This is a genomic window from Rhodococcus pseudokoreensis, assembly GCF_017068395.1.
In the GTDB taxonomy this organism is placed as follows: Bacteria; Actinomycetota; Actinomycetes; order Mycobacteriales; family Mycobacteriaceae; genus Rhodococcus_F; species Rhodococcus_F pseudokoreensis.
In genome coordinates, this window is sequence record NZ_CP070619.1 from 2,957,354 (window position 1) to 2,982,007 (window position 24,654).

A 24,654-nucleotide genomic window follows, 5' to 3' on the forward strand; every position below is an offset into this window, starting at 1 on the left:
CTCAGACGACTGTGAGTGGGAGGGGAATTCCTCGATCGGTGAAGGCGAAGTCGGCCCCGGTGCTGAACCGGGTGAGCGCGACCTCGGGCGCCTCCTTCGCCGGCGGTTCACCGGTCACGACCTCCACCGTCAGCGCCGTGTCCGTCTCCTCCACCACCTGCACGGCGAACTTCGGCGACACCCCGCGCACCAGGGCGGTCAACGGCGCGAGGTGATCGCCGTCGATCATGGACGGCCACGCCCCGTCCTCCGACGCGCCGCACTCCCGGCCGAGGGTCAGCAGCAGTCGGTCGCCGAGGGAGATCGTGACGTCCACGTACTGACGGGGATTCAGCGCCGGATGCACGGCGAGGACGACGGCCAGCCCCTCCAGATCCGCGGGCAGACCCAGCGCGTTCCGGATCCGCTCCGCCGTGAGGCCGGCGATGCCGGTGAGTTGCTTGCGGGCGATGTCGAGCGCGGCACCGGCATCGGTACGTGCCCGCACCGCGAGCAGGAACCCGAGGGTCAGCAGATGCTGCTGCACGCACACCTCCTCCGCGATCCGGGTCAGCGCCGAATGGGAGAAGTCCGGGAACCGCAGGTCGGCGAGGAGCGCGCCCGCGTAGTCGTGCTGTCCCGGACCGCCGGTGTCGATCGGCGACAGCCCGACCGTCGCCGCCCGCGACTTCCGCACCGTCACCAGCCCTTCCGGGACCGGCGGCGGCTCGTGCGCGTCGTCGATGGTGACCGTCCAGAGGCAGTGCGGTGTCCGGTCCGCGGGCCGTCGCGGCGGACGGTGCACGGGACGCACCTGCGCGCGCGGGTTGGTGGCCAGGGCGGTGGCGTCGAACGTCGGGTCCTCGATGTCGTGGCACATGGCCGTGACGTACTCGTCGCCCATCGGTTCGACGTCCATCAGCGCCCCGCAGTGCTCCAGCCAGAACTCGCCGTGGTCGTGATTGGTGACGCGGTACCGGAAGTCCATGAACTGGGGCGGCGCACCGATGTCGAGTTGCAGACCCTTGAAGATCGTCACGACGCCGTCGCCTTCGAACCCCAGCGCGCGCTGCATTCGCCGCGCGTAGATCGGGCTCGACGCCATCCACTCCTCGATCGCGACCTGCGTCATGCCCTCGCGGCCGAACGCCCCGATCAGGTGCGGCATCCCGGAACGGTCGATGAGGTGACCGCACAGCAGCAGTTCCGGCACGAGGATCGCCAGATCCTCGCGGGACAGATCCGCGAACGACGCCGGCACCTTCACCGTGCTCACCACAGCGAGACCGGGGCCTTCCCGACCGGATACCACCCCGGCAGCCGACCGGACGTCGCGCGCTGGATCCGCGCGTTCATGCCGTCGGACATCGCGTTGTTCGTGATCATCTCGAGGAACAGGCTCGAGACGTTGCCGAAGTCGAAGAAGTCACGCTGCCAGGACCATTGGAAGTTGCCGCCGTACCGGAACCAGCTGCCGCCGATCCCGGTGACCTGGTAGTGGCTGCCGTCGTCCCGGGTGCGTTCGGACACCTGCTTCCAGAATCCGATGACGTCGCCGCTGCGGTCGTCGACGACGAACTGCTGGTACGGATATTCCCAGCCTTCGAGGCCGTCCATTTCCTGCCCGAGCGCCAGGTCGCGGATCTCGGCCCGGCCGACGGCCATGAAGTCGTCCTTGGGCCCGTAGTTCCACCCGTACGTGGCGTCCTCGGTGTACATCTCGGCCAGCGGCTTCCAGTCGCCGACCGACTCGCACCGCTTGTTCTCGTCCACCCAGCGCTGCACCATCTCGTCGAGTTCGGCGCGGTCGAAAGGGGCCATCAGGAATCTCCTTCTGAGTCGGTGTGCGCGAGGATCCGCAGGGCCTGGGTCGGACAGAAACGCACGGCGCTCTCGACCTCCGCGCGCAGGTTCTCCGGTGGGTCGTCGTCGAGAATTTCGACCTTGCCGTGCTTGGGGACGACGAAGACGCCGGGTGCCTCCATTTCGCACACGGCGTGGCCCTGGCACAGGTCGAGATCGGCTTCGACTTTCATCACGTGCTTCGCTTCCGGTACCTCACCGTGCAGGGCTGCTGCAGCTGAACCACCATCTTGCTGTGATCGTTGCGGTACGTCTCGGACGGTTGTGCCATCTCGAACTCCCAGTCCTGCAGGAGGATCGAGAAGATCGCCTTCAGCTGCATCAGTGCGAACGCCGCTCCGACGCAGCGGTGCCTGCCCGCGCCGAACGGGATCCACGTCCAGCGGTTGACGATGTCTTCCTGGTTGGGGTCGATGTACCGTTCCGGGTCGAACGTGTCCGGGTTCGGGAAGTCCTCCGCGATCCGGTTGGAGATCGCCGGGGTCGCCGCCACGAGGTCGTTCTCGGCGATCCGGTAGCCGCCGACCTCGAACTCGCCCCGCGCGACGCGCAGCAGGATGATCAGCGGAGGATGCAGCCGCAGCGTCTCCTTCAGCACCGCTTCGAGTTTCGGGATCTGCCTGAGCGCCCCGAAGCTGATGTCGGAGCCGTCCGAATAGAGATCGTCGAGTTCCGCGACCACCTGCTTGGCGTAGTCCGGGTGCCGCAGCAGTTCGATCAGCGTCCAGGCCGCGGTGCCGGACGTGGTGTGATGCCCGGCGAACATCATCGAGATGAACATGCCGGTGATCTCGTCGGCGCTGAAGCGCTCGTCGCCGTTCTCGTCCTTGATCGAGACGAGCACGTCGAGCATGTCCCGATCCTCCTTGCCCTGCGGAGGATTCTGGATGCGTCCCGTCATGATGTCCTGGACGAGGGCCACCAACTGCACCCGCGCCTCGTCCCGCCGGCGGAAGCTCTCGATGTCGGCGTACGCGTCGACGTAGGCGATGGGATCGGTGCCCTGCTCTAGTTCGTGGTAGAGATGCGCGAACCGGCCGTCGAGTTGCTCCCGGAACTTCTTGCCGATCAGGCAGGCCGAGGACGTGTAGATGGTCAGCTCGGCGAAGAATTCGAGGAGATCGATCTCCCCCTCGTCGCCCCACTGCGCGACCATCCGGTCAACCTCGTGGGCGATCGTCGCGGCGTGCCCCTTCATCTGCTCACCGCGCAACGCCTGGTTGTGCAGCATCTCCTTGCGGCGCTCGGGGCTGGCGTCGAACACGACTCCCTCACCGAAGATCGGCTTCATGAACGGGTAGGCGGCCTGCTGGTCGAGATCCTCGTCGGTGGAGCGGAAGAAGAATTCGTTGGCCTCGGCGCCGGACAGCAACACCACCTTCTTGTCCGCGAGCTGGAAGACGCCGACGTTTCCGCACTCCTCCCGGACGCGGCGCATCAGCGCGATCGGGTCGGTGCGCAGCTCGTCGAGATGTCCGTGCTCGTGCTCACCGCCGGACACACGCTGCGGGGTAGCCAGATTCATTCTCCATCCTTTCGCAGGGGCGCCTCGGGCTGCACCTCGATCAGCACCAGGTGTGCGCCGCGGGGCGCACCGACGGCGGCGACGACGGCGTCGGCGATCGCGGAGGCGCGCAGGAAGTACGAGTGCCGGGCGAATCCCCATTTCGCCCAGTCTTCGAGGACGGGTCCGATGACCTCCTCGGTGGTGTTCATTCCCATCGACGTCTGGGTGGGCCCCGGGCGCACGACCGATGCCCGGACACCGGTGCCCTCCAGTTCCATCCGCATCTGCCTGCCCATCATTTCGACACCGGCCTTACCGGCGTTGTAGGCGCCCATCCGGGGCCGGGGCGTGTCCGCGCAGTCGGATCCGATGAGGACGAAGTCTCCGCGCCGGCGGTCGATCATGCCGGGCACGATGCGGTGCGCGAGACGCTGCGCCCCGACGAGGTGGACGTTGACCTGGTCCAGGAACTGGTCCGGGTCCATCTCGTGTGCGACGGAGAACTCCAGGTCGCCGGCCCCCGACAGCGCGATCTCGGTGGGGCCGAAGGCGTTCTCCGCCGCGGTGACGAAGTCGTCGACCGACGCGGTGTCGGTGACGTCGAGGAAGTGCGCGAACGCCTCTCCCCCGTTGCTGCGGATCTTCTCCGCGATCTCCTCGCACTCCGCGACCCGGCGGGCGCCGAGCGCGACGGGGTGGCCGGCCTCGGCGAGCGCGTAGGCCGTCGCCGTGCCGATTCCCGACGACGCCCCGGCGACGATCGACGGCCGGCGCTGCGGATTGGGTTCGAACCTAGGCATCGCGGACCTGCACTTTCAGGGGAAGGGTGGCGAAACCGCGGACGTTGGTCGAGTGAACCCGCACGCTGTTCGCCTCGTCGACGTCGTAATCGTCTATGCGGGAGACGAGTTCGGTGAGGGCGATCCGCGCTTCGAGCCGCGCCATGTGGGCGCCGAGGCAGAAGTGGGTGCCGCCGCCGAAGCTCGCGAGCTTGTTGGACGTGTCCCTGCCGATCCGGTATTCGTCGGCGTCCTCGAATACCGCCGAGTCGCGGTTCGCGGAGCCGATGAGGATCAGCACCTTGTCGCCGGCGGGAATCGTCCGGTCGTGGAAGTCGAGGTCGACGGCCGCCGTCCGCGCGACCATCTGGCTGGACGTGTCGAAGCGGAGGGTCTCCTCCACCCAGTCCGGCACCCGGCTCGCGTCCTCGAACACGTGCCTGACCTCGTCCGGATAGCGGAACCCCCAGTACAGCGCGTTGCCGAGCAGCTTGGTGGTGGTCTCGTTGCCCGCCACCACCATCAGGAACATGAAGGCGATGATCTCGTCGTCGGTGAGCCGGTCGCCGTCGATCTCCGCCTCGAGCAGAGCGGACGTCAGATCCTCGGTCGGCTTCCTGCGCCGCTCCGCCAGCATGTCGGCGTAGTAGCCAACGAGGTAGAGCGACGCCTCCATCGCGGCGTGCGGCACGTCGAGGACGCCCTCCTCGCGGTGCACCACCAGGTCGGCGAGCCGGCGGAGTTCGCCGCGGTCGGACTCCGGCACCCCCATCAGTTCCGAGATCACGTCCATCGGCAGTTTGCCCGCGAATTCGGCGATCCAGTCGAACTCGCCCGCCTCGAGCGCCGGGTCGAGGTACTGCCGGGTGAGGTCCAGGATCCGCCCCTCGAGTTCGTTCACCCGCCTCGGGGTGAACCCGCGGGACACCAACTGACGCATCCGCATGTGCCGCGGATCGTCCAGCGCGAGAAAGGACATCGTCTTGTGGGCGTGCGGACCGTAGGCCGCCGGGTCGAGCGACACCCCGTTCGCGCTCGACAGGCGCTGGTTGTCGCGAAAGGCCGCGACGACGTCCTCGTGCCGGGACAACGCCCAGAAGTCGAGTTCCTCGTTGTAGTAGGCCGGCGCTTCTTCCCGCAGTCTTCGATACGTGACGTACGGATCTTCGTGGAAGCCATAGTCGTACGGATTGAACGTCACCGGATTGTGTGACACCCCGGGCATCGAGGCTGCGGTCATGGCATCTACTCCAGAATCAGCTTGGCGGAAGTTTCGAGTCGATCGGCGAACTGGGCGTAGGACCCGTATCCCATGCCCGCGCGGACCAGGCCGCCGGCGTACAGCAGCTCGAGCGCCTCGAGGACGTCGGGATCATGGCCTTCGCCCAGTGCGGTGGCGAGGCGATCACGGATCTCCAGCCCGATGCGGGCGCGGAGGTGCTCCACGTCGGGGTCGCGGCCGAGTAGCGCGTTGGTGACGGCTCCGGCGAGTTCGGGTTCGTCCGCCACCAGCAGGGCGATGTGGCGGAGCACGGCGACGACGCGTCCAGTGCGATCGAGTCCGTCGTCCACCGGCTGCGGTGAGCCGGCGAGACGCCGCCAGAAGACCTCGGCGACGAGGTGCTCCTTCGAGGAGAAGTACGTGTACGCCGTGGCGGGCGCGACACCGGCGATCCCGGCCACCGAACGGACGGTGAGCCCGGCGAATCCCTCTTCACGCAACACTTCGACGGCCGCCCTGGTGAGGCGGTCGACGGTGTCGGCCTGCTTCTCGGTGAGACGGCGGCGGGTGGACTCGAAATTCATACTACTGGACACGTGTCTGGACGCTACTACAGTTACCGGCGGCTGGCAACGAAAATCGGGGTCTCACACCGGACTGCGCGGGTGAATCCGCACGGGCATCGTCTTGATGCCGCTGATGAAATTCGACCGCAGCCGGGACACCGGACCGGTGGATTCCACGCGGTCGATTCGCGCGGCGAGGGTCTCGAACAGGATCCTCAGTTCGAGGCGCGCCAGGTGCGCGCCGAGGCAGAAGTGCACCCCGCTGCCACCGAACGCGATCTGCGGGTTGGGACTCCGGCCGATGTCGAACCGGTACGGGTCGTCGAACACCGCCTCGTCCCGGTTCGCACTCGGGTAGTAGATCACCACCTTGTCGCCGGCCCGGACCAACTGGTCGCCGATGTACGCGTCCCGGGTGGCGGTGCGCCGGAAATCCATCACCGGGGTCACCCACCGCAGGATCTCCTCCACCGCGGTCGCGGCCAGGTCGGGCTCGGACTGCAGTCGCCGCCACTGATCGGGATGATCGATGAACGCCTGCATCCCACCGGCGGTCGCGTTGCGCGTCGTCTCGTTTCCCGCCACCACGAGCAGGACGAAGAACATGTTGAATTCCATCTCGGTCAGCGTGTCGCCGTTCTCGTCCGGCTGCACGAGTTTGGTGACGATGTCGCCCCGCGGCTCGATGCGGCGTTGCGCGGCAAGCTCGTTCGCGTACAGGAAGATCTCGGCGGCGGCCATCTCGCCGTCGGCCTGGGTAGTGCCGTACTCGGGGTCGTCGAAGCCGATCATCCGGTTGGACCAGTCGTACAGCCTGTCGACGTCCCCGGGCGGCGCACCCAGCAGTGCCGCGATGACCTCCAGCGGTAGCGGCGCCGCCGCCTCGGGGACGAAGTCGACGTCACGCGCCTCGAGGAGTCGGTCGACGATCCGGGTACAGATGTCGCGGATGTGCCCCTCGAGCACCTTGACCGTGCGCGGGGTGAATCCGCGACTGACCAGTTGCCGCAACCGGGTGTGGTCGGGTGGGTCGAGGTTGACGAGCATGGCGGCCTGCTTCGCGCGGGTCTGCTCGTCGAAGTCGTCGATCTGGGTGGTGCCCACCGCCGACGAGAACGTCGCGCTGTCGCGGGACACGGCGACGACGTCGGCGTGCCTGGTCACCGCCCAGAATCCGGTGCCGTTCTCCTCGGGTTGCCAGTAGACGGGTTCACTCGACCGCAGGTGGTCGAAGAACGCGTAGGGCACCCCCTCTGCGTAGACGTCGGGGGACTTCAGATCAATCCGAGATGCGGTCATTCACTGCTCCTCGATCGATAAACGAATGGGATGCGTCTTAAACTACACACTTTCATTTAGAATGGAAGACCGTATGCTGAGGCCATGGCGAAAGGACAGAACGCACCGATCCGACGTCGCACCCTCACCCGCGACAAGGTCGTCGATGCCGCAATCGAGATCATCGACGAGCACGGCTGGGAACAACTGTCGATGACGAGCCTCTCAGCCCGGCTGAACGTCGTCACCGCCTCGCTGTACAACCACGTCCGCAACCTCGACGACATCCGCGGCGCCGTCCAGGTGCGCACCATGACGGAACTCGGCGCGCATCTGCGCGAAATCGCCATGGGCCGAACCGGTCCCGACGGTCTCCGTGCGCTCGTCGACGCGCACCGCGCCTGGGCGACCGCGCATCCGCACCGGTACCAGACACTCACCACCAGCCCAGTCGACCGGGACGCCTTCATCTCCGCCGCACTCGACGCCAACACGGCACTCCGCACGATGCTGGCGTCGTGCGGACTGCCGCCCGAGGACACCCGCGACGCCGCCGTCAGCGTCTTCGCCGCCATGCACGGCTTCGTGATGCTGGTGAACACCGACTTCCTCGGCAACGAACTGGACCTCGACTCGATCTACGAATCCGTACTGCGCGGCGCACTCGCCAGCGTCGGGTGGCCGGAGCACACGCCCACACGGTCCTGACAGCAGCGGCCTGCGACGACCCGACGGCAATTCACCGAAACCATTCCGATCGGTCGCTTTTTGCTGCACCATTCACAGAGGACGACTCACGCCCCGACGAACAGGACTCCAGGATGCGCACGATCGCCCGCACCACCCTCCTCGCCGCAGCGACCATCCCCCTGGCCATCACCGCCGCGCCGGCATCGGCCGCCGAGGCCACCGACGTCACCTACGCCTTCGGTGTCGACGGATCGACCGTCACCAACACGATCACCAACAACACCGGTGCCACCATCGGCTGCACGACCTCGCTCGCCCTCGCCCCCGACGGCGTGCTCCCACCGATCGCCGAAGTCGTCGGCCCCGGGCAATCGCTCTACCAGCAAGACGAGATCCCACCCGGGACGACCACACAGTCGGTGCTCGACGTCCCCGACGGCTCCTACGTCGCACTCGCCTCCTGCGGGCGCGAGGGCGACGACCCGGCTCTGTGGGTGTCCGACTACCCCGGCATCGAGCAGTTCCTGGTCCAGTTCCCGATGCCCGCCTACACCGTGGAGCAAGCATCCTCGGTCGTCACCGTGCCGAGTGTCGCCCCCGCGCCACCCGCCGCCATCCCAGATGCGGGTGATCTGGGCAAGATCTTCGGCAGCTGACCGCATTCGTCACCGAAACACGGCTGATCGTCCGCGGCGCAGGCAAGGAAGGGTGCGGATGTTCGAAAGGTTCTCCGACCACGCACGCAGGGTCGTCATCGTCGCCGCCGAGACCGCCCGCGCACACCACCAACCCGCCGTCGGCACCGAGCATCTCCTCGTCGGGATTCTCGAGGCCGGCGGACCCGGCGGCGACGCGCTCACGTCCTGGGAAGTCACCACGCACGCCATCGAGAGCAAGCTCACCGACACCCGCCCAGACGCAGGCTTCGACCCCACCGGGCACATCCCGTTCACCCCGAAGACCAAGAAGGTCATCGAATCCAGCCTGCGCCAGACGGCACTGTTCGGGCACGAGGAAATCGGCACCGCCCACATCTTGCTCGCCCTCCTGGACGACCCCGCCTCCACCGGGGCACGGATCCTCACCGAGATCGCCCCGATCGGCATCACCGAGATGCGCGAACACCTCCGCCGCGAGCTCGAACAGCATCCGACCACCGGCCCGACTCACGTGATCCCCATCCGACTCAGCGACGACGAACACACCCGCGCCGATCTCGCCGCCCGCGCCGCGGGACAACGCCTCGACACCTGGCTTCACGACCGCATCGTCGACGCCCTCGAACAACCCGAATAGGCGCCGGCCATCGTCCCGCCGCCACGATCTAGACAGCATCATCGCTGAATTACCTTGTTCGGAAACAACTCCGAAAACCACGACACCCCCGGGTCAGACCCGGGGGTGTCGTGATTCAGGCTCAGTCTCGCACGGCCTCGAGCGTGCTGTTCAACGTCGCGCTCGGACGCATCACGGCGGCGGTCTTCTCGCCGTCCAGCTTGTAGTAGCCGCCGATGTCGACCGCGCTTCCCTGCACCTCGATGAGTTCGCGCACGATGGTGTCTTCGTTCTCGTCCAGCGCCTGGGTGAGGGCGGCGAAGCGCTCCGCCAGCTCCTTGTCCTCGCTCTGCGCGGCAAGTTCCTGCGCCCAGTACTTCGCGAGGTAGAACTGGCTGCCCCGGTTATCGAGTTCGCCGGTCTTGCGCGACGGGTTCTTGTTCTCGTCGAGCAGCTTGCCGGTGGCCGCATCGAGCGTCTTGGCCAGGATCTTCGCGCGCTCGTTGTCGGTCTTGGTGCCGAGTTCCTCGAGGCTGACGGCCAACGCCAGGAACTCACCGAGCGAATCCCAGCGCAGGTGGTTCTCCTCCACCAGCTGCTTGACGTGCTTGGGCGCCGAGCCGCCGGCACCCGTCTCGTACATGCCGCCGCCGGCCATCAGCGGGACGATCGACAGCATCTTGGCGCTCGTCCCGAGTTCCAGGATCGGGAACAGGTCGGTGAGGTAGTCGCGCAGGATGTTGCCGGTCGCAGCGATGGTGTCCAGACCGCGGATCAGGCGTTCCAGGGTGTACCGCATCGAGCGCACCTGGGACATGATCTGGATGTCGAGGCCCTCGGTGTCGTGATCCTGCAGGTACAGGTTGACCTTCTTGATCAGCTCGTTCTCGTGCGGGCGGTACGGGTCGAGCCAGAACAGGACCGGCATGCCGGAGTTGCGTGCCCGGGTGACCGCGAGCTTGACCCAGTCGCGGATCGGCGCGTCCTTGACGGTGCACATGCGCCAGATGTCGCCTGCCTCGACGTGCTGGGTGAGCAGCACCTCACCGGTCTCGACGTCCACGAAGTTGGCGTCGCCCTCCTCCGGAATCTCGAAGGTCTTGTCGTGCGAGCCGTACTCCTCGGCCTTCTGCGCCATGAGCCCGACGTTGGGGACGGTGCCCATCGTCGTCGGGTCGAATGCGCCGTTGGTCTTACAGAAGTTGATGATCTCCTGGTAGATGCGCGCGAACGTGGACTCCGGCATCACGGCCTTGGCGTCCTTGGGCCGTCCGTCCGCGCCGTACATCTTGCCGCCGGAGCGGATCATCGCGGGCATCGAGGCGTCCACGATCACGTCGCTGGGCGAGTGGAAGTTCGAGATGCCGCGGGCGGAGTCGACCATGGCCAACTCGGGGCGGTGCTCGTGGCAGTCGTGCAGGTCCTGGATGATCTCCTCGCGCTGCGTGCTGGGCAGCGTCTCGATCTTGTCGTAGAGATCACCGAGACCGTTGTTGACGTTGACACCCAGTTCGTCGAACAGTGCCTGATGCTTGGCGAAGGCATCCTTGTAGAAGGTCTTCACCGCGTGACCGAAGACGATGGGGTGCGAAACCTTCATCATCGTCGCCTTGACGTGGAGCGAGAACATGACGCCCGTCTTGCGCGCGTCCTCCATCTGCTCCTCGTAGAAGTCGAGCAACGCCTTCTTGCTCATGAACATGCTGTCCATGATGTCGCCCTCACCCAGGTCCACCTCGGGCTTGAGGACGACCGTCTCGCCGGCCTTCGTGACCAGCTCCATCCGGACCTTGCGCGCCCGGTCCAGCGTCATCGACTTCTCGGAGTGGTAGAAGTCGCCGTGCCGCATGTGCGCCACGTGGCTGCGCGAAGCCATCGACCACTCGTCCATGCTGTGCGGGTGCTTGCGGGCGTACTGCTTGACAGCCCGGGGTGCGCGACGGTCGGAGTTGCCCTCACGCAGGACCGGGTTGACGGCGCTGCCGAGGATCTTGCCGTAGCGCTGACGGATGTCGCGCTCCTCGTCGGACTTGGGGTCGTCCGGGAAGTCGGGAATCTTGTAGCCCTTGCCCTGCAGTTCCTTGATGGCGGCCAGGAGTTGCGGCACGGACGCGCTGATGTTGGGCAGCTTGATGATGTTCGTCTCGGGCAGCTGCGTCAGGCGACCCAGCTCGGCGAGGTTGTCGGGGACGCGCTGCTCTTCGGTGAGGTTCTCCGGGAACTCTGCCAGGATTCGCGACGCCACGGAAATGTCGCTGGAATCGATCTCGATGCCCGCGGCACCGGCGAAGGTCCGCACGATCGGCAGGAAGGCGTACGTCGCGAGCAGCGGCGCCTCGTCGGTCAACGTATAGATGATGGTCGGCGGCTTATGGGCGCTCATTTGTTTGTTGTTCTCCCGCGTCAGTTCGGTTAAATTCACAGGTTCAGCGTGCAGTTATCGGATCGCGACGAGTATCAGGTTACGTTGCGGCATCGCCGGCGACTTGTCCGAGCACCGCTACCCGCGAGTAACAAACCGCACTAACTTCCGGGGTCCAGTTCGGGCCCGGGACAGAAGTCCCGGAAGACGACCGGGGGAAGATCGCGGGGACCATCGGCCGCACACCGCCGTAGGTTTACTACCTTCACGACCACCGGCAGCGTATCGATCGGGACTGAAATTCTTGCATCCCTCGGTATTACAACCTTTATCGAGTACTCCTCGCGGACACCCCGACCCCGGAACCATGGGTGGTGGGTTCCGGGGTCGGGATGCTCGGATAGGGGGTCTCGCTAGTCGGTGACGCCTTCTGCGCGAGCTGCGGCGGCGACTGCCTCCGCGACAGCGGGGGCGACGCGAGGATCGAGCGGGCTGGGAACGATCCTGTCCACAGCCAGCTCGTCACCGACGACCGAGAGGATTGCCTCGGCGGCGGCGAGCTTCATGCCTTCGGTGATGCGGCGGGCGCCGGCGTCCAGGGCGCCCTTGAACACACCGGGGAAGGCGAGCACATTGTTGATCTGGTTCGGGAAGTCCGAGCGTCCGGTGGCGACGATCGCCGCGTGCTTGCGGGCAATGTCGGGGTGGATTTCCGGGTCCGGGTTCGACAGTGCGAACACGATGGCGTTCGCCGCCATGGTCGCGATGAGCTCCTCCGGGACGGTGCCCGCGGACACGCCGAGGAACACGTCCGCACCGTCGAGGGCTTCGACGACGCCGCCGCGGCGACCGGCCGGGTTGGTGCGTCCGGCCAGGTCCACCTTTACCGCGTTCAAATCCCGACGATCCGCAGACACGATGCCCTTCGAGTCCAGCACCGTCACGTCCGCGATCCCGGCGGCGAGCAGGATGTTCGCGCACGCGACGCCGGCGGCGCCGGCACCGGAGATGACGACCCGCAACCCACGAATGTCCCGGTCCTGGACCTTCACCGCACCCTTCAACGCGGCGAGGACGACGATCGCGGTGCCGTGCTGGTCGTCGTGCATGACCGGGCAGTCCAGGGCCTCGATGACGCGCTTTTCGATCTCGAAACAGCGGGGTGCGGAGATGTCCTCGAGGTTGACGGCACCGAAGCTGGGGCGCAGCCGGATCAGGGTTTCGACGATCTCGTCGGGGTCCTTGGTGTCGAGGACCAGCGGGATCGAGTTCAACCCGGCGAAGTTCTTGAACAGGGCCGACTTGCCTTCCATCACCGGAAGCGACGCACGGGGGCCGATATCCCCGAGGCCGAGGACCGCGGAGCCGTCGGAGACGACGACCACCAGGCGGTTGGTCCAGGTGTAGCGGTCGGCCAGGGTCTCGTCGGCCGCGATGGCGCGGGAGACCTGCGCGACACCGGGGGTGTAGGCGATGGACAGGTCGCGCTGGTTGTCCAGCGAAGTCGTCAACTCCACGGACAGCTTTCCCCCGACGTGGCCGGCGAAAATCTCCTCGTCGGTCAGCTCGACCTTCTGCGATGCGGTGGGTTCGGACACAATGGTCATTCTCTACCCAATCCCTTTCGGTATCGACGATCCACGTCAGCGTGTCGTCACGATCGATCAGTGTGGGAGTGCGGTGCACAGGGAACCCTCGCCTCCGTGGTGCTCGACGCCGTGGCGTCAGTACGGCCCCGATCCACGTGACGCCCCATCGGAGCAGATGCGGTCGAATGGCTTGCAGGCGTGTTGAATACAGGTGGGAACACCGCCGCAGACTTCTACGAGGCGGTTCGATGAGTACTTCTCGACGTGAGCAACTGGTCGTGCGCGCGCTGCCCCGGGCCCACGGCACGACGGTCACCGCGCGCAGGCACGAGTTGACGATCGACGCCGCAGCCACCGTCGCGGAAGAGGTGTCCGTCCGCGCATCGGCGACCGTGGGAGTGTGACTGTCCGTCGATTACAGGTGCTCGGTGGTGCGCGCCTTAACTTACTTTGAGCCCCTCCAACGTAGTTATAGACATCGTTGGTGTATCGAGCACCCTCACAAGTCAGGTGATACCTCACCCACCAGCTTTGCCAGTTCGTCGAGTGACCACGGCGGCTCGGTCGCGTGGTCGCGGTAGGCCAGCAGTGCCGGAGTCGGTCGGTCGAATCTGCCGACGAAGCAACCCGATCCGGCGAAGATTCCGCCGGTGATGCCTGCGGCGAGGTCGCTGGCGAGGAAGAGGTACAGCTGGGCGGCGTAGTCGGCGGGCGCGGGATGCAGTGAGCCGTAACGCGTTGCGTCGTCGAGCATTCCCCGTCGGTGCAGTTCGTCGATGTGCTGTTCGTATTCCGCCCCCTCGGACAGCCGCGTTTTCGCGCCGGGGCACACGACGTTGGCGCGCACACCGGATTCGGCCAGTTCGGCGGCGATGGCGAGGGTCAAGCTGTTGACGGCACCCTTGCCCGCTGGATATCCGGTTCCGCCGTAGTCGCCCAGGAATGCGAACGATCCCGTGTTCACGATCGCTCCCCTGCCCCGTTCGGCCATCAGCGGCGCCACGGCCCGGCACGTGCGGAACGTCGCCGTCAGATGCGCGTCGATCAGTTCCCGCCACTGCTCGTAGGTGACGGTGAGAATGGACGACCCGGCAGGCTCCGCGACGCCCGCGCAGTTGATCAGGACGTCCACGTCACCGAACGCGCATTCCGCGGCGTCGACCAAAGCCTCCGCGACGCCGTCGGCGGCGGCCGAACCCGCGACCGCGATCGCGCGGCCGCCGCGGAGCACGATCTCGTCGGCCACCTTCTCCGCCGCGTCCCGATCGCGGCCGTTGACGACGACACCGGCACCCTCCGCGGCGAGCGCGTGCGCCACGGCCCGCCCGATGCCCCTGCTCGAGCCGGTGACCACGGCCCCTCGCCCGTCCAGTCGTCTTTTCTCGCCTGTCGTCATCGCGCCTCCGGGAACTCGTCATTGCGGCATCCAGTTGTTCAAACTATAGTCCAGACACATGTCCAGTTTTCAGAGATCGCTGTGACACTCACCCGACTCGGAAGCGAAAATCCATGACTCTGCGCCCCACCGACAGCTCTGCTCTCCTGATCGACGGCAAACTGATTCCCGGTTCCGGCGGCACGTTCGAGGTGATCAACCCGGCCACCGAAGACGTGCTGGGACGGGCCGCCGACGCGACCGACTCCGACATGGACGCCGCGATCGCCGCGGCCCGGCGAGCCTTCGACCACACCACGTGGTCGCGCGACCACGCCTTCCGCGCCCGCTGCCTGCGACAGCTGCGCGACGTACTGCAGTCCCACATCGAGGAACTGCGCGACATCACCATCGCGGAAGTCGGCGCGCCCGCCTTCCTCACCGCCGGACCGCAACTCGAGGGCCCGGTCGCCGACCTCGGCTATTTCGCGGACCTCGCCGAAAGCTATGCCTGGGAACAGGATCTGGGCGTCGCCGAACCGATGGGCATCCGGACCCGCCGACGCGTCCTGAAGGAGGCCGTCGGGGTGGTCGGGGCCATCACACCGTGGAATTTCCCGCACCAGATCAACTTCGCCAAGATCGGCCCCGCGCTGGCGGCCGGCAACACGGTGGTGCTCAAACCCGCCCCCGACACTCCCTGGTGCGCCGCCCTCGTCGGGCATCTCATCGCCGAGGAGACCGATCTCCCGGCGGGCGTCGTCAACATCGTCACGTCGAGCGACCATGCCCTCGGCGCACAGCTGTCCACCGACCCCCGCGTCGATCTCGTGTCGTTCACCGGTTCGACCACCACGGGGAAGGCCGTCATGGCGGCGGCGTCCGAGTCGTTGAAGAAGGTCTTCCTCGAACTGGGCGGAAAATCCGCGTTCATCGTGCTCGACGACGCCGACCTCGCGGGGGCGTGCGGGGTCGCCGCGTTCACCGTGTCCACCCATGCGGGGCAGGGTTGCGCCATCACCACCCGACTGCTGGTGCCCCGCGAGAAGTACGACGAGGCCGTCGAGGCCACGGCCCGCACACTCGGCGGACTGAGCGCGGGCGATCCTGCGAAGCCCGGCACCATCTGCGGGCCGCTGATTTCCGCCCGGCAACGCGCCCGGGTCGAGGAGTACCTGCGACTCGCCCGGGAGGAGGGCGGCACGATCGTGGTCGGTGGCGGCCGCCCGGCCGATCGGGACCGCGGATTCTTCGTCGAACCCACCCTGATCAGCGGCCTCGACAACTCCGCGAGGGTGGCGCGGGAAGAGATCTTCGGACCGGTGCTCGTGATCATTCCGCACGACGGCGACGAGGACGCGATCAGCATCGCCAACGACTCGCCGTACGGGCTGTCCGGGTCGGTGTGGGGCACTGATCCCGCGCGGGTGCAACGCGTGGTCGACGGGGTGCGCACCGGGACGCTCAGCGTCAACGGCGGCGTCTGGTATTCCGCGGACGCCCCGTTCGGCGGATACAAGCAGTCCGGGATCGGCCGCGAGATGGGTGTGGCCGGTTTCGAGGAATACCTGGAAACCAAGCTGGTCGCGGAGCCGGCCCGATAATTCGCCGGCGAGCCGGCCCGATAATGCAGGGAGTCAATCGATATGGGACGTTTCGACGGTAAGACGGCCATCGTCACCGGCGCCGCACAGGGCATCGGCGAGGGGTACGCGCGGGCTCTTGCCCGCGAGGGCGCCAACGTGGTGGTGGCCGACCTCAACGCGGAACTCGGCGAGACGGTGGCCAAGCAGATCTGTACCGACGGCGGGACGGCGGTGTTCAAGGACGTCGACGTCGCCGACGAGGCTTCGGCACAGGAACTCGCGGCGTTCACCGTCGAGAAGTTCGGCGGCATCGATCATCTGGTGAACAACGCCGCGATCTACGGCGGCATGAAACTCGACCTGCTGATCACCGTGCCGTGGGACTACTACAAGAAATTCATGGCCGTGAACTTCGACGGTGCCCTCAACGTGACGCGCGCTGTGTGGCCGGCGATGAACGAGCGCGGGGGCGGCTCCATCGTCAATCAGTCGTCGACGGCGGCGTGGCTGTACTCCGGCTTCTACGGTCTCGCGAAAGTCGGGATCAACGGACTTACCCAGCAACTGGCTCACGAGGTGGGCGGCATGAACATCCGGGTCAACGCCATCGCGCCCGGGCCGATCGACACCGAAGCCACCCGCACCGTGACGCCGGGAAATATGGTGGCAGACATGGTGAAAACGTTGCCGCTCAAACGGATGGGCACCCCCGACGACCTCGTCGGCGCCTGCCTGTTCCTCCTCTCCGACGAGGCCGCCTGGATCACCGGGCAGATCTTCAACGTCGACGGCGGGCAGATCTTCCGATGACCGCGACAGAACAGGTGTCCGTCGGCTACATCGGCCTCGGCAACATGGGTGCGCCGATGGCGAAGCGGTTGCTCGACCGGCCGGGCACTCTCATCGTGTGCGACACCCGGCCGGAGGCGCTGGAACCGTTCGGCAAGGCGGGAGCGAAGATCACGACGAGTCCGCAAGAGGTGGCGGCGAACGCGGACGTCATCTCGGTGACCGTGCTGAACGACGAGCAGGTCCGCGCGGTGGTCACCGAACTGCTCGACACCGCGCGACCGGGCACCGTTGTGGCGGTGCACTCCACCATCAGCGACGTCACCGCCGTCGAACTCGCCGACCGGTGCCGGGACCGCGGCGTCGACCTGATCGACGCACCCGTCAGCGGCGGCGCCCCCGGGGCGCACCAGGGGAAGCTGGCGGTGATGGTCGGGGGGAGCGAAGACGCGTTCGAGAAGGTCCGGGAGCCGTTCGGGCACTGGGCCGAACTCGTCGTACATGCCGGCGACGTGGGCGCGGGCACCCGGATGAAGCTGGCCCGGAACCTGCTGCACTTCGTGTCGTTCACCGCCGCCGCCGAGGCGCAGCGACTCGCCGAGGCCGCCGGTCTCGACATCACCGAACTCGGCGAGGTGGTCCGCCACACCGATGCGATCACCGGCGGCGCCGGCGCGATCATGCTCCGCGACACCACCGACGCGCTCGACGAGGACGACAACTGGTACCCGATCATGTCCCACGTCCGCGACCTCGGGGAGAAGGATCTGTCGCTGGCGATCGGGCTCGGCGCCCGGCTCGACGTCGCGCTGCCACTCGCGCACCTCGCGTTGGCGGGTCTCGGACCGGGACTCGGCGTCGACAGCACCGTGGACGAGGACAAGGAGGAGCAGCCATGACCGACGACACCCGCACCCGGGGCCTGGCCATGATGGAGAAGGTCTACGGATTCGAGATGCAGGACGGCCCCGGCGCGCATTTCGCCGTCACCGCCGACCACCTGTTCGCCGACATCTGGTCGCGGCCCGGGCTGAGCATCCGCGACCGCCGGCTTCTGCTGCTCGGGGCGCTCACCGCGCAGGGACTCGTCGACGTCGCCGAGATCCAGGTGGGCGCGGCCCTGCACAACGAGGAACTGGACGAGAACCAACTCCGCGAGATCGCCCTGTTCCTGTGCCACTACGTGGGCTGGCCGTTGGGGACGAAACTCGACGCGATGATCGGCGGGGTGCTACACAAGCGGAAGAAAGCGGCCAGAGCGGCCGCCCCGGACGCAGAGGCCACATGAGCACCGAACATCTGACACCAGAGCTACTTCGACTCGCCGACTCCGTCCCCGGCTTCATGCCGGAGGACGAGGGGACGGCCCTGCACGAGGCCGCGATGCAGTACCTGACTCCCGGTGGGGTGGGCGTCGAGATCGGCACGTACTGCGGCCGCTCCACGATCTACCTCGGGGCGGCGGCGAAGGCGCGTGGCGCCCGCGTCGTCACCGTCGATCACCATCACGGTTCCGAGGAGCACCAGCCGGGCTGGGAGTATCACGAACCGGCGTTCGTCGACCCGCACACCGGTCTGCTCGACACGGTCGGCGGGTTCCGGCACACGATGGCGGATTCGGGGCTCGAGGAGTACGTGGTGGCGGTGCTGGGCCGGTCGTCGACGGTGGCGACGTTCTGGCGGACACCCGTGGACTTCGTGTTCATCGACGGCGGCCACACGTCGGAAGCGGCGTCGGCGGATCTCGAGGGGTGGGCGCCGTGGGTGACCGTCGGCGGCGCCCTGGTGATCCACGACGTGTTCCCGGACCCCGCCGACGGCGGGCGCCCGCCGTTCGAGATCTACGAACGGGCACTGGCGACGGGACAATTCAAGGAAACATCCGTCACCGGGTCACTGCGGGTGCTCGAGCGGGTGGGCGGTCAGACGGGCGAACCGCTGGCGTGACAGTAGTCGCCGCACCGGTCGTGGCCGATCGGTAGTCCCACGGGCAGCGCCGCGTCCCGGAAGATTCCGTGTCCGGGCGTGGTGCGGGACAACGCGTCCGCGGCGAGGATCATCGCACCGCCCGTCCACGTGGTCTGCTCGACCGGCCACCGCTTGCCGTCGCTGTAGACGAGGCCGGTCCAGTACGAGCCGTCCGGGTCCCGCAGGTGCTGCATGGCGGTGAACTGTGCGAGCGCGCGGGTGTGCTCCCCCATCGCGTCGAGCGCCAGCACCAGTTCGCACGTTTCGGCGCCGGTCACCCACGGCCGGTGGTCCACGCAGCGGATGCCCAGCCCCTCGACCACGAAGTCGTCCCACCGCGAGTCGATGCGGTCCGACGCGGCCTCGCCGCGGACGGCACCCCCGAGGATCGGGTAGTACCAGTCCATGGAGTATTCGTCCTTGATCGCGAACGACTCCGGGTGCTGCCTGATCGCGTGGCCGAGTGTGTATTTCGCGAATTCCCATTCCGGCTGCGGGTCGTCGACCAACCGGGCGAGCAGGAGACCGCAGTGCAGGCTGTGGTGAATGCTGGAGTTCCCGGTCAGCAGCGCCTCGGCACAGTCCTGGCCGTTCTCGCCGCGGGCCCACCAGATTTCGCCGCTGAGCGCCTGCATGTCGACGACGAGGTCGAGGCCGCCCTGCACCGACGGCCACAGCCTGTCGACGAAGTTCCGGTCCCCGGTGACCAGGTAGTGGTGCCACACCCCCACCGCGAGATAGGCGCAGAAATTGCTGTCGGAATCGTGATTCTCGACCGTCCCGTCGCGGAACTTCATCGGCCACGAACCGTCCGGCCGCTGCGTGCGCCGCGACCACTCGTACGCGCCCTCCGCCTCGTCGCGCAGTCCGGCCGCGGTGAGGGCCATGGCGGATTCGACGTGATCCCACGGGTCGGTGTGCCCGCCGGCAAACCACGGCAGCGCCCCCGACGACTCCTGCGCTGCCGCGATCGACCGTGCCGTCTGCCGGACCTGGCTCTCCGACAGCACGTTCGGCACCGACGGGACGCCGGCGGCTCTCACCGCGGCGCCTTCACCACGCTCGGTTCCCTCGGCTTCTCGAGGTAGAACACGACGCTCTTGCCGACCACCGGGTTGAGCACCTTCTCCGCGGTGCGCGTCAGCCAGGGCGCTTTCATCATGTCCCACACCAGAACCTGGTGGTAGGCCTTCGCGAGCGGATTGTCGTTGTTCTCCACTCCCACCGCGCACTTGAGCCACCAGTACGGGGAATGCAGGGCGTGCGCGTGGTCCCGGCCCCGCACCTCCAGCCCGGCGGCGGTGAGCTTCTCCGCCAGTTCGTCGGCGCGGTAGATGCGGACGTGGCCGCCCTCCACCTCGTGGTACGCGTCGGACAGCGCCCAGCAGATCTTCTCCGGCAGCCACCGCGGAACCGTCACCGCCGCAACACCACCCGGCTTGAGGATGCGGGTCAGCTCGGCGATCGCGCGGCCGTCGCGGGGAACGTGTTCGAGGACCTCGGAGATGAGGACGACGTCGAACGTCGCATCCTCGTACGGCAGGTTCAGTGCGTCGCCGACCTCCACCCGCGCCGAGGCGCCTGCGGGGACCTCGCCGACCTCGGCCATCGCCACGAACATCTTCTCGACGTCCGCGAGTTCGTCGGCGTTCTGGTCGAAGGCGATGACGTCGGCGCCGCGTCGATACAGCTCGAACGAGTGCCGTCCGGCGCCCGCCCCGATGTCGATCACCTTGTCGCCGGGCTTCACACCCAGCCGGTCGAAGTCCACGGTCAGCACGGTTGGCCTCCTTGACGGGTCTGCGCTATCGCTTCGGCATAGGTCTGCGCGGTTGTCGCGGCCACTGCGGCCCAGCTGTAGCGCTCGAGCACGCGACGGCGGCCACCGTCCCCGAGTCGGGCGCGGCGCTGCGGGTCGTCGAGCAACGCGCCCAGCACGTCCGCGAGTTCCTGCGGGTCGCCGGGCGTCACCAGCACCCCCGCCTCCTCGTCCGTTCCCACCACCTCGGGAATGGCGCCCGCGCGGCTCGCGACCAGCGGGGTGCCGCACGCCATCGCCTCGACGGCCGGCAGCGAGAAGCCTTCGTACAGCGACGGCACGCACGCGACGTCGGCCGACGCCAGCAGCGTCGCCAGTTCGTCGTCGTCGATGCCCGACACGGTGCGGACGACGTCGCCGATGGCCAATGCCTCGATGAGCTTTTCGGTGACGCCGCCGGGTGCCAGCCTGGTGACGAGCACCAGTTCGACGGCGCGTTCGGTGTGCACCTTCGCGACCGCTTCGAGGAGCGTCGACACCCCCTTCAGCGGCATGTCGGCGCTGGCGACGCACACGATGCGGCCCGGCACCCGCGCGGCCGTCGGGGGACGGAAGACCTCGGTGTCCACACCCAGCGGGACGGTCTTCAAGTTCGCGGCGGGAACGTCGAATGCGGCACTGATGTCGTCGGCGGACGATTGCGACACCGTCAGCAGTGCGGGGATGGCGCGCGCCACCCGTTTCTGCATGCGCAGGAAGCCGTACCAGCGGCGGACCGTCACCTTGCGCCACCACTTCGCCGAGGCGAGATCCAGTTCGCGGTCGCGGGTGATGGGGTGGTGGATGGTGGCGACGACGGGGAGCCCGGCCCTCTGGAGTTGCAGCAGCCCGTAGCCGAGGCACTGGTTGTCGTGCACCACGTCGAACTCGTCGGCGCGCCCCTTCAGCAGCCGGGCGGCGCGGAGGCTGAACGTGAGCGGCTCCGGGAAACCGGCCGTCCACATGGTCGCGACCTCGAGCACGTCGACGGCGTCGCGGAACTCGCGCGGGTGCGGCGTTCTGAACGGATCCGGCTCGCGGTACAGGTCGAGGCTGGGGACCTTCGTCAGCGTCACCCGGGGGTCGACGTCCGGGTACGGCTGGCCCGAGAACACCTCGACCTGATGGCCGAGTTCGACCAGTTCACGGCTGAGATGGCGGACGTACACACCCTGCCCACCGCAGTGGGGCTTGCTTCGGTACGACAAGAGTGCGATGCGCACGGACTTCGGCCTCTCCTCGAGCAACTGGCAAGCAATACTAGAACACGTTCTTACCCGAGTGTGTCCTCGTTCCATCCAACCGCACTCACTCACCCCACCGCGGTCGACTCGCGCAATCCCTCGAGTTTTCCCGCCAGCCGTCCGAGGTAGGCGAGGACCTCCTCCTCGCTACGGTCGGGCACTCCATACACCACTTCGGTGACGCCGAGGTCCTTCCAGCGACGCAACTTGTCGAGGTCCGGTTTGCCGTCGAGCACGACGATCCGCGGCTCGCCGTCCCGGCCGGCCTCGTGCCACATCCGTCGCAGCGCGGAGACGCGGTCGTCGATGTCCTGCTCGATCGGGGTGGTCATCCAGCCGTCGGCGGATTTCACGATCCATTTGAAGTTCTTGTCGTTTCCGGCGGCGCCGACGACCACCGGCGGCACCCGCACCGGCTTGGGCCACGCCCAGCTCGGACCGAAGCTCACGAACTCGCCGTCGTAGGACGCCTCGTCCTGCGTCCACAGCGCGCGCATCGCCTCGAGGTACTCCCGCAGCATCGTCCGCCGCCGCCCCGGCGGGACATTGTGGTCGGTGAGTTCGTCCAGATTCCACCCGTACCCCACGCCGAGGATCACCCGCCCGCGGCTGAGGTGGTCGAGCGAAGCGATCGTCTTGGCAAGTGTGATCGGGTCGTGCTCGACGGGCAGCGCCACCGACGTGCCCAGTTCGATCCGCTCCGTGACCGCCGCCGCCGTGGCGAGCGCCACCCACGGGTCGAGGGTGCGCATGTACCGGTCGTCGGGCAGCGACGCGTCCCCCGTCTGGGGATGCGCCGCATCGCGTTTCACCGGAATGTGCGTGTGCTCGGGCACGTAGAACGAGTCGAATCCGTTGGCCTCTGCACCTCTCGCGGCGGAGACCGGCTCGATCCCGCGGTCACTCGTAAACAACGTTATGCCGAATTTCACGAATTCTCCTTGGCCGAGAGCCTTTTCCTTCATGCACACTAACTTCTGGACACCTGTTTATCAATGTGTCCAAACAACTCTCCAGTTCTCCGCGCGGCCGGACAGGTGAGTGGCAATGCGTCCCCGAGCACACATCGCCACTCACCTGCTCAGGCGCCGTAGACCGGGACCGGGTCCTCCGCCTTCGCGAGCAGGTCCGCGACGACCGGCCCGATCTCCCTCGGCTCCCAGCGCGCGCCCTTGTCCTGGGCAGGGCCGTGCCGCCAGCCCTCGGCGACGGTGATCTTGCCGCCCTCGACCTCGAACACCCGCCCGCTCACATCCTTCGACTCCACACTGCCCAGCCACACGACGAGCGGGGAGATGTTCTCCGGCGCCATCGCGTCGAACCCCTCCTCGGGGGCGGCCATCGCCTCGGCCATCGCGCCGCCGGCGCCGACGGTCATCCGGGTGCGGGCGGCGGGTGCGATCGCGTTGACGGTGACGCCGTAGTTCTTCAACTCCGCGGCCGCCTGGATGGTCAGCTCCGCGATCCCCGCCTTCGCGGCGGCGTAGTTGCCCTGCCCGATCGAGCCCTGCAGTCCGGCACCGGAACTCGTGTTGACGATCCGGGCGTCGACCGGATTGCCCGCCTTCGCCTCGGCCCGCCAGTACGCGGCGGCGTGCCGCAGCGTCGCGAAATGCCCCTTGAGATGCACGCGCACGACGGCGTCCCACTCCTGCTCGCTCATCCCGACGAGCATGCGGTCGCGCAGGAACCCGGCGTTGTTCACCAGCACGTCGAGCCGCCCGTACGTGTCGATCGCCGTCCGGATCAGGTTCTCGGCCCCGGCCCAGTCCGCGACGTCGTCGCCGTTGACGACGGCCTCGCCGCCCGCGGCCACGATCTCCGCGACCACCTGCTCGGCGGGACTCTCCCCGGTCGCGGAACCGTCGAGTCCGGCCCCGATGTCGTTGACCACGACCTTCGCCCCCTCGGCGGCGAACGCCAGCGCGTGGGCGCGTCCGATTCCGCGCCCGGCGCCCGTCACGATGACGACGCGACCGTCGACCACTCCACTCATGCCTTCTCCTCTGTAGATACCGTTGCTGCCGCCAGGAAGGCGGGACGTTCCCCGCCGCCGTGGACGGTCAGTGTCGAACCGCTGACGTACGCCGCCAGCGGTGAAGCCAGGAACACCGCGCAGTTGCCGACGTCCTCGGGGCAGGCCATCCGGCCCAGCGGGACCGTGTTCCCGACCGCGGCGATCCCCGCCTCGTCCCCGTAGTGCAGGTGCGCGAGTTCGGTGCGGACCAGGCCGACGACCACCGAGTTGACCCGCACCTTCGGCGCCCACTCGACCGCCAGGCTGGTGGTGAGGCTGTCGACCCCGGCCTTCGCCGCCCCGTACGCCGCGGTGCCGGGCGAGGGCCGCGATCCGCTGACGCTGGAGATGTTGACGATCGCGCCACCCGAATCCTGCGTCTGCATCTGAGCATTCGCCACCTGCGAGACGAGCAGCGGGGCAAGGAGGTTCAGCTCGACGATCTTCGAGTGGAACTTCGGGCTCGCGTCCGCCGCGAGGGCGAACGGCGCCCCGCCCGCATTGTTGACCAGCACGTCGAGGCGGCCGTGGCGCTCGACGATCCGGTCGACGAGACCCTGCACCTGCTCCGGGTCGCGGATGTCGCACGGCAGGAATTCGGCGGCGCGTCCGTCCACCTCCACGGGGTCGTCGCCCGGCCGGCGAGCGCAGGCGATCACCGTCGCACCCGCCCGCAGGAAGGTGCGGCTGATGCCCGCGCCCACCCCGCGAACTCCGCCGGTCACGAGCACGACACTTCCGGTCATGTTGGAACCTGTTTCCATCGT

Annotated in this window: 26 protein-coding genes; 9 read left to right on the forward strand and 17 right to left on the reverse strand. The window is 67.5% G+C overall.

The annotated features are described in order from the left end of the window. Position 1: 1 nt before the first annotated feature. From JWS13_RS18595 to JWS13_RS18630, 8 genes are all read right to left on the reverse strand, one after another. Positions 2-1,258: a hypothetical protein gene (locus tag JWS13_RS18595; protein ID WP_206006926.1), complete on the reverse strand. Its 1,257-nt coding sequence runs from the start codon at positions 1,256-1,258 to the stop codon at positions 2-4. Further along, on the reverse strand, positions 1,252-1,800 hold the full coding sequence (locus tag JWS13_RS18600; protein ID WP_206006927.1) for a nuclear transport factor 2 family protein: 549 nt from the start codon (positions 1,798-1,800) through the stop codon (positions 1,252-1,254). The genes JWS13_RS18595 and JWS13_RS18600 overlap by 7 nt, the downstream gene beginning before the upstream one ends. After that, positions 1,800-2,015: a ferredoxin gene (locus JWS13_RS18605; RefSeq protein ID WP_206006928.1), complete on the reverse strand. Its 216-nt coding sequence runs from the start codon at positions 2,013-2,015 to the stop codon at positions 1,800-1,802. The genes JWS13_RS18600 and JWS13_RS18605 overlap by 1 nt, the downstream gene beginning before the upstream one ends. After that, on the reverse strand, positions 2,015-3,367 hold the full coding sequence (locus tag JWS13_RS18610) for a cytochrome P450 (protein WP_206006929.1): 1,353 nt from the start codon (positions 3,365-3,367) through the stop codon (positions 2,015-2,017). The genes JWS13_RS18605 and JWS13_RS18610 overlap by 1 nt, the downstream gene beginning before the upstream one ends. Next, positions 3,364-4,149, reverse strand: coding sequence for an SDR family oxidoreductase (locus JWS13_RS18615; protein WP_206006930.1), 786 nt, complete (start codon positions 4,147-4,149; stop codon positions 3,364-3,366). The genes JWS13_RS18610 and JWS13_RS18615 overlap by 4 nt, the downstream gene beginning before the upstream one ends. After that, a complete protein-coding gene (locus JWS13_RS18620) occupies positions 4,142-5,368 on the reverse strand; it encodes a cytochrome P450 (protein WP_206006931.1) in 1,227 nt (408 codons plus the stop codon). The genes JWS13_RS18615 and JWS13_RS18620 overlap by 8 nt, the downstream gene beginning before the upstream one ends. Before the next feature lie 5 nt (positions 5,369-5,373). Next, positions 5,374-5,934, reverse strand: coding sequence for a TetR/AcrR family transcriptional regulator (locus JWS13_RS18625; protein WP_160095594.1), 561 nt, complete (start codon positions 5,932-5,934; stop codon positions 5,374-5,376). Positions 5,935-5,997: 63 nt separating this feature from the next. Next, positions 5,998-7,215: a cytochrome P450 gene (locus tag JWS13_RS18630; protein WP_206006932.1), complete on the reverse strand. Its 1,218-nt coding sequence runs from the start codon at positions 7,213-7,215 to the stop codon at positions 5,998-6,000. 84 nt (positions 7,216-7,299) lie between these two features. Between JWS13_RS18630 and JWS13_RS18635 the strand changes: the two genes are divergently transcribed. The 3 genes from JWS13_RS18635 to JWS13_RS18645 all read left to right on the forward strand — a co-directional run bounded on the left by JWS13_RS18635 (position 7,300) and on the right by JWS13_RS18645 (position 9,180). After that, on the forward strand, positions 7,300-7,902 hold the full coding sequence (locus JWS13_RS18635; protein ID WP_206006933.1) for a TetR/AcrR family transcriptional regulator: 603 nt from the start codon (positions 7,300-7,302) through the stop codon (positions 7,900-7,902). Between the two features lie 113 nt (positions 7,903-8,015). Continuing rightward, entirely contained in the window at positions 8,016-8,540 is a 525-nt protein-coding gene (locus JWS13_RS18640) for a hypothetical protein (protein ID WP_206006934.1), read from the forward strand. 58 nt (positions 8,541-8,598) lie between these two features. After that, positions 8,599-9,180: a Clp protease N-terminal domain-containing protein gene (locus JWS13_RS18645; RefSeq protein ID WP_206006935.1), complete on the forward strand. Its 582-nt coding sequence runs from the start codon at positions 8,599-8,601 to the stop codon at positions 9,178-9,180. Positions 9,181-9,301: 121 nt separating this feature from the next. On the opposite strand, the gene JWS13_RS18650 is transcribed toward JWS13_RS18645, so the two are convergent. Together JWS13_RS18650 and JWS13_RS18655 are read right to left on the reverse strand one after the other, a co-directional pair. Beyond that, positions 9,302-11,542, reverse strand: coding sequence for an NADP-dependent isocitrate dehydrogenase (locus JWS13_RS18650; RefSeq protein WP_206006936.1), 2,241 nt, complete (start codon positions 11,540-11,542; stop codon positions 9,302-9,304). Positions 11,543-11,934: 392 nt separating this feature from the next. Further along, positions 11,935-13,128, reverse strand: coding sequence for an NAD(P)-dependent malic enzyme (locus JWS13_RS18655; RefSeq protein WP_206006937.1), 1,194 nt, complete (start codon positions 13,126-13,128; stop codon positions 11,935-11,937). 230 nt (positions 13,129-13,358) lie between these two features. Here JWS13_RS18655 and JWS13_RS18660 point away from each other — a divergent pair, with 230 nt between their 5' ends. Then, positions 13,359-13,514, forward strand: coding sequence for a hypothetical protein (locus JWS13_RS18660; protein WP_206011965.1), 156 nt, complete (start codon positions 13,359-13,361; stop codon positions 13,512-13,514). A 95-nt stretch (positions 13,515-13,609) separates the two neighbouring features. Here JWS13_RS18660 and JWS13_RS18665 read toward each other — a convergent pair whose 3' ends face one another. Then, positions 13,610-14,506 (reverse strand): SDR family NAD(P)-dependent oxidoreductase, encoded by an 897-nt coding sequence (locus tag JWS13_RS18665; RefSeq protein WP_206006938.1) that lies wholly within the window; start codon positions 14,504-14,506, stop codon positions 13,610-13,612. A 113-nt stretch (positions 14,507-14,619) separates the two neighbouring features. Between JWS13_RS18665 and JWS13_RS18670 the strand changes: the two genes are divergently transcribed. From JWS13_RS18670 to JWS13_RS18690, 5 genes are read left to right on the forward strand one after another with little or no spacing between them, the layout of a single operon-like run. After that, positions 14,620-16,089 carry an aldehyde dehydrogenase gene (locus JWS13_RS18670; protein ID WP_206006939.1) on the forward strand — a complete coding sequence of 490 codons (1,470 nt, stop codon included), beginning with the start codon at positions 14,620-14,622 and terminating at the stop codon, positions 16,087-16,089. Positions 16,090-16,131: 42 nt separating this feature from the next. Beyond that, positions 16,132-16,881: an SDR family oxidoreductase gene (locus tag JWS13_RS18675; protein WP_206006940.1), complete on the forward strand. Its 750-nt coding sequence runs from the start codon at positions 16,132-16,134 to the stop codon at positions 16,879-16,881. Next, positions 16,878-17,759: an NAD(P)-dependent oxidoreductase gene (locus JWS13_RS18680; RefSeq protein WP_206006941.1), complete on the forward strand. Its 882-nt coding sequence runs from the start codon at positions 16,878-16,880 to the stop codon at positions 17,757-17,759. The genes JWS13_RS18675 and JWS13_RS18680 overlap by 4 nt, the downstream gene beginning before the upstream one ends. After that, complete coding sequence (locus JWS13_RS18685) at positions 17,756-18,148, forward strand: carboxymuconolactone decarboxylase family protein (RefSeq protein ID WP_206006942.1); 393 nt, start codon at positions 17,756-17,758, stop codon at positions 18,146-18,148. The genes JWS13_RS18680 and JWS13_RS18685 overlap by 4 nt, the downstream gene beginning before the upstream one ends. After that, the gene (locus JWS13_RS18690) at positions 18,145-18,807 is read left to right on the forward strand and encodes a class I SAM-dependent methyltransferase (RefSeq protein ID WP_206006943.1); all 663 of its coding nucleotides are present in this window, start codon (positions 18,145-18,147) and stop codon (positions 18,805-18,807) included. Before JWS13_RS18685 ends, JWS13_RS18690 begins: the two co-directional genes overlap by 4 nt. On the opposite strand, the gene JWS13_RS18695 is transcribed toward JWS13_RS18690, so the two are convergent. The 6 genes from JWS13_RS18695 to JWS13_RS18720 form a co-directional block, all read right to left on the reverse strand. Next, a complete protein-coding gene (locus JWS13_RS18695; RefSeq protein WP_206006944.1) occupies positions 18,783-19,871 on the reverse strand; it encodes a prenyltransferase in 1,089 nt (362 codons plus the stop codon). The two genes, JWS13_RS18690 and JWS13_RS18695, sit on opposite strands and share 25 nt — an antisense overlap. Then, positions 19,868-20,608 (reverse strand): class I SAM-dependent methyltransferase, encoded by a 741-nt coding sequence (locus JWS13_RS18700; RefSeq protein ID WP_011597010.1) that lies wholly within the window; start codon positions 20,606-20,608, stop codon positions 19,868-19,870. The genes JWS13_RS18695 and JWS13_RS18700 overlap by 4 nt, the downstream gene beginning before the upstream one ends. Further along, complete coding sequence (locus tag JWS13_RS18705; RefSeq protein ID WP_206006945.1) at positions 20,602-21,849, reverse strand: glycosyltransferase family 4 protein; 1,248 nt, start codon at positions 21,847-21,849, stop codon at positions 20,602-20,604. The genes JWS13_RS18700 and JWS13_RS18705 overlap by 7 nt, the downstream gene beginning before the upstream one ends. A gap of 89 nt (positions 21,850-21,938) precedes the next feature. Next, entirely contained in the window at positions 21,939-22,802 is an 864-nt protein-coding gene (locus JWS13_RS18710; RefSeq protein ID WP_206006946.1) for a TIGR03619 family F420-dependent LLM class oxidoreductase, read from the reverse strand. A 149-nt stretch (positions 22,803-22,951) separates the two neighbouring features. Beyond that, positions 22,952-23,866: an SDR family oxidoreductase gene (locus tag JWS13_RS18715; protein WP_206006947.1), complete on the reverse strand. Its 915-nt coding sequence runs from the start codon at positions 23,864-23,866 to the stop codon at positions 22,952-22,954. Then, entirely contained in the window at positions 23,863-24,633 is a 771-nt protein-coding gene (locus tag JWS13_RS18720; protein ID WP_420855014.1) for an SDR family oxidoreductase, read from the reverse strand. Before JWS13_RS18720 ends, JWS13_RS18715 begins: the two co-directional genes overlap by 4 nt. Between the last annotated feature and the right edge of the window lie 21 nt (positions 24,634-24,654).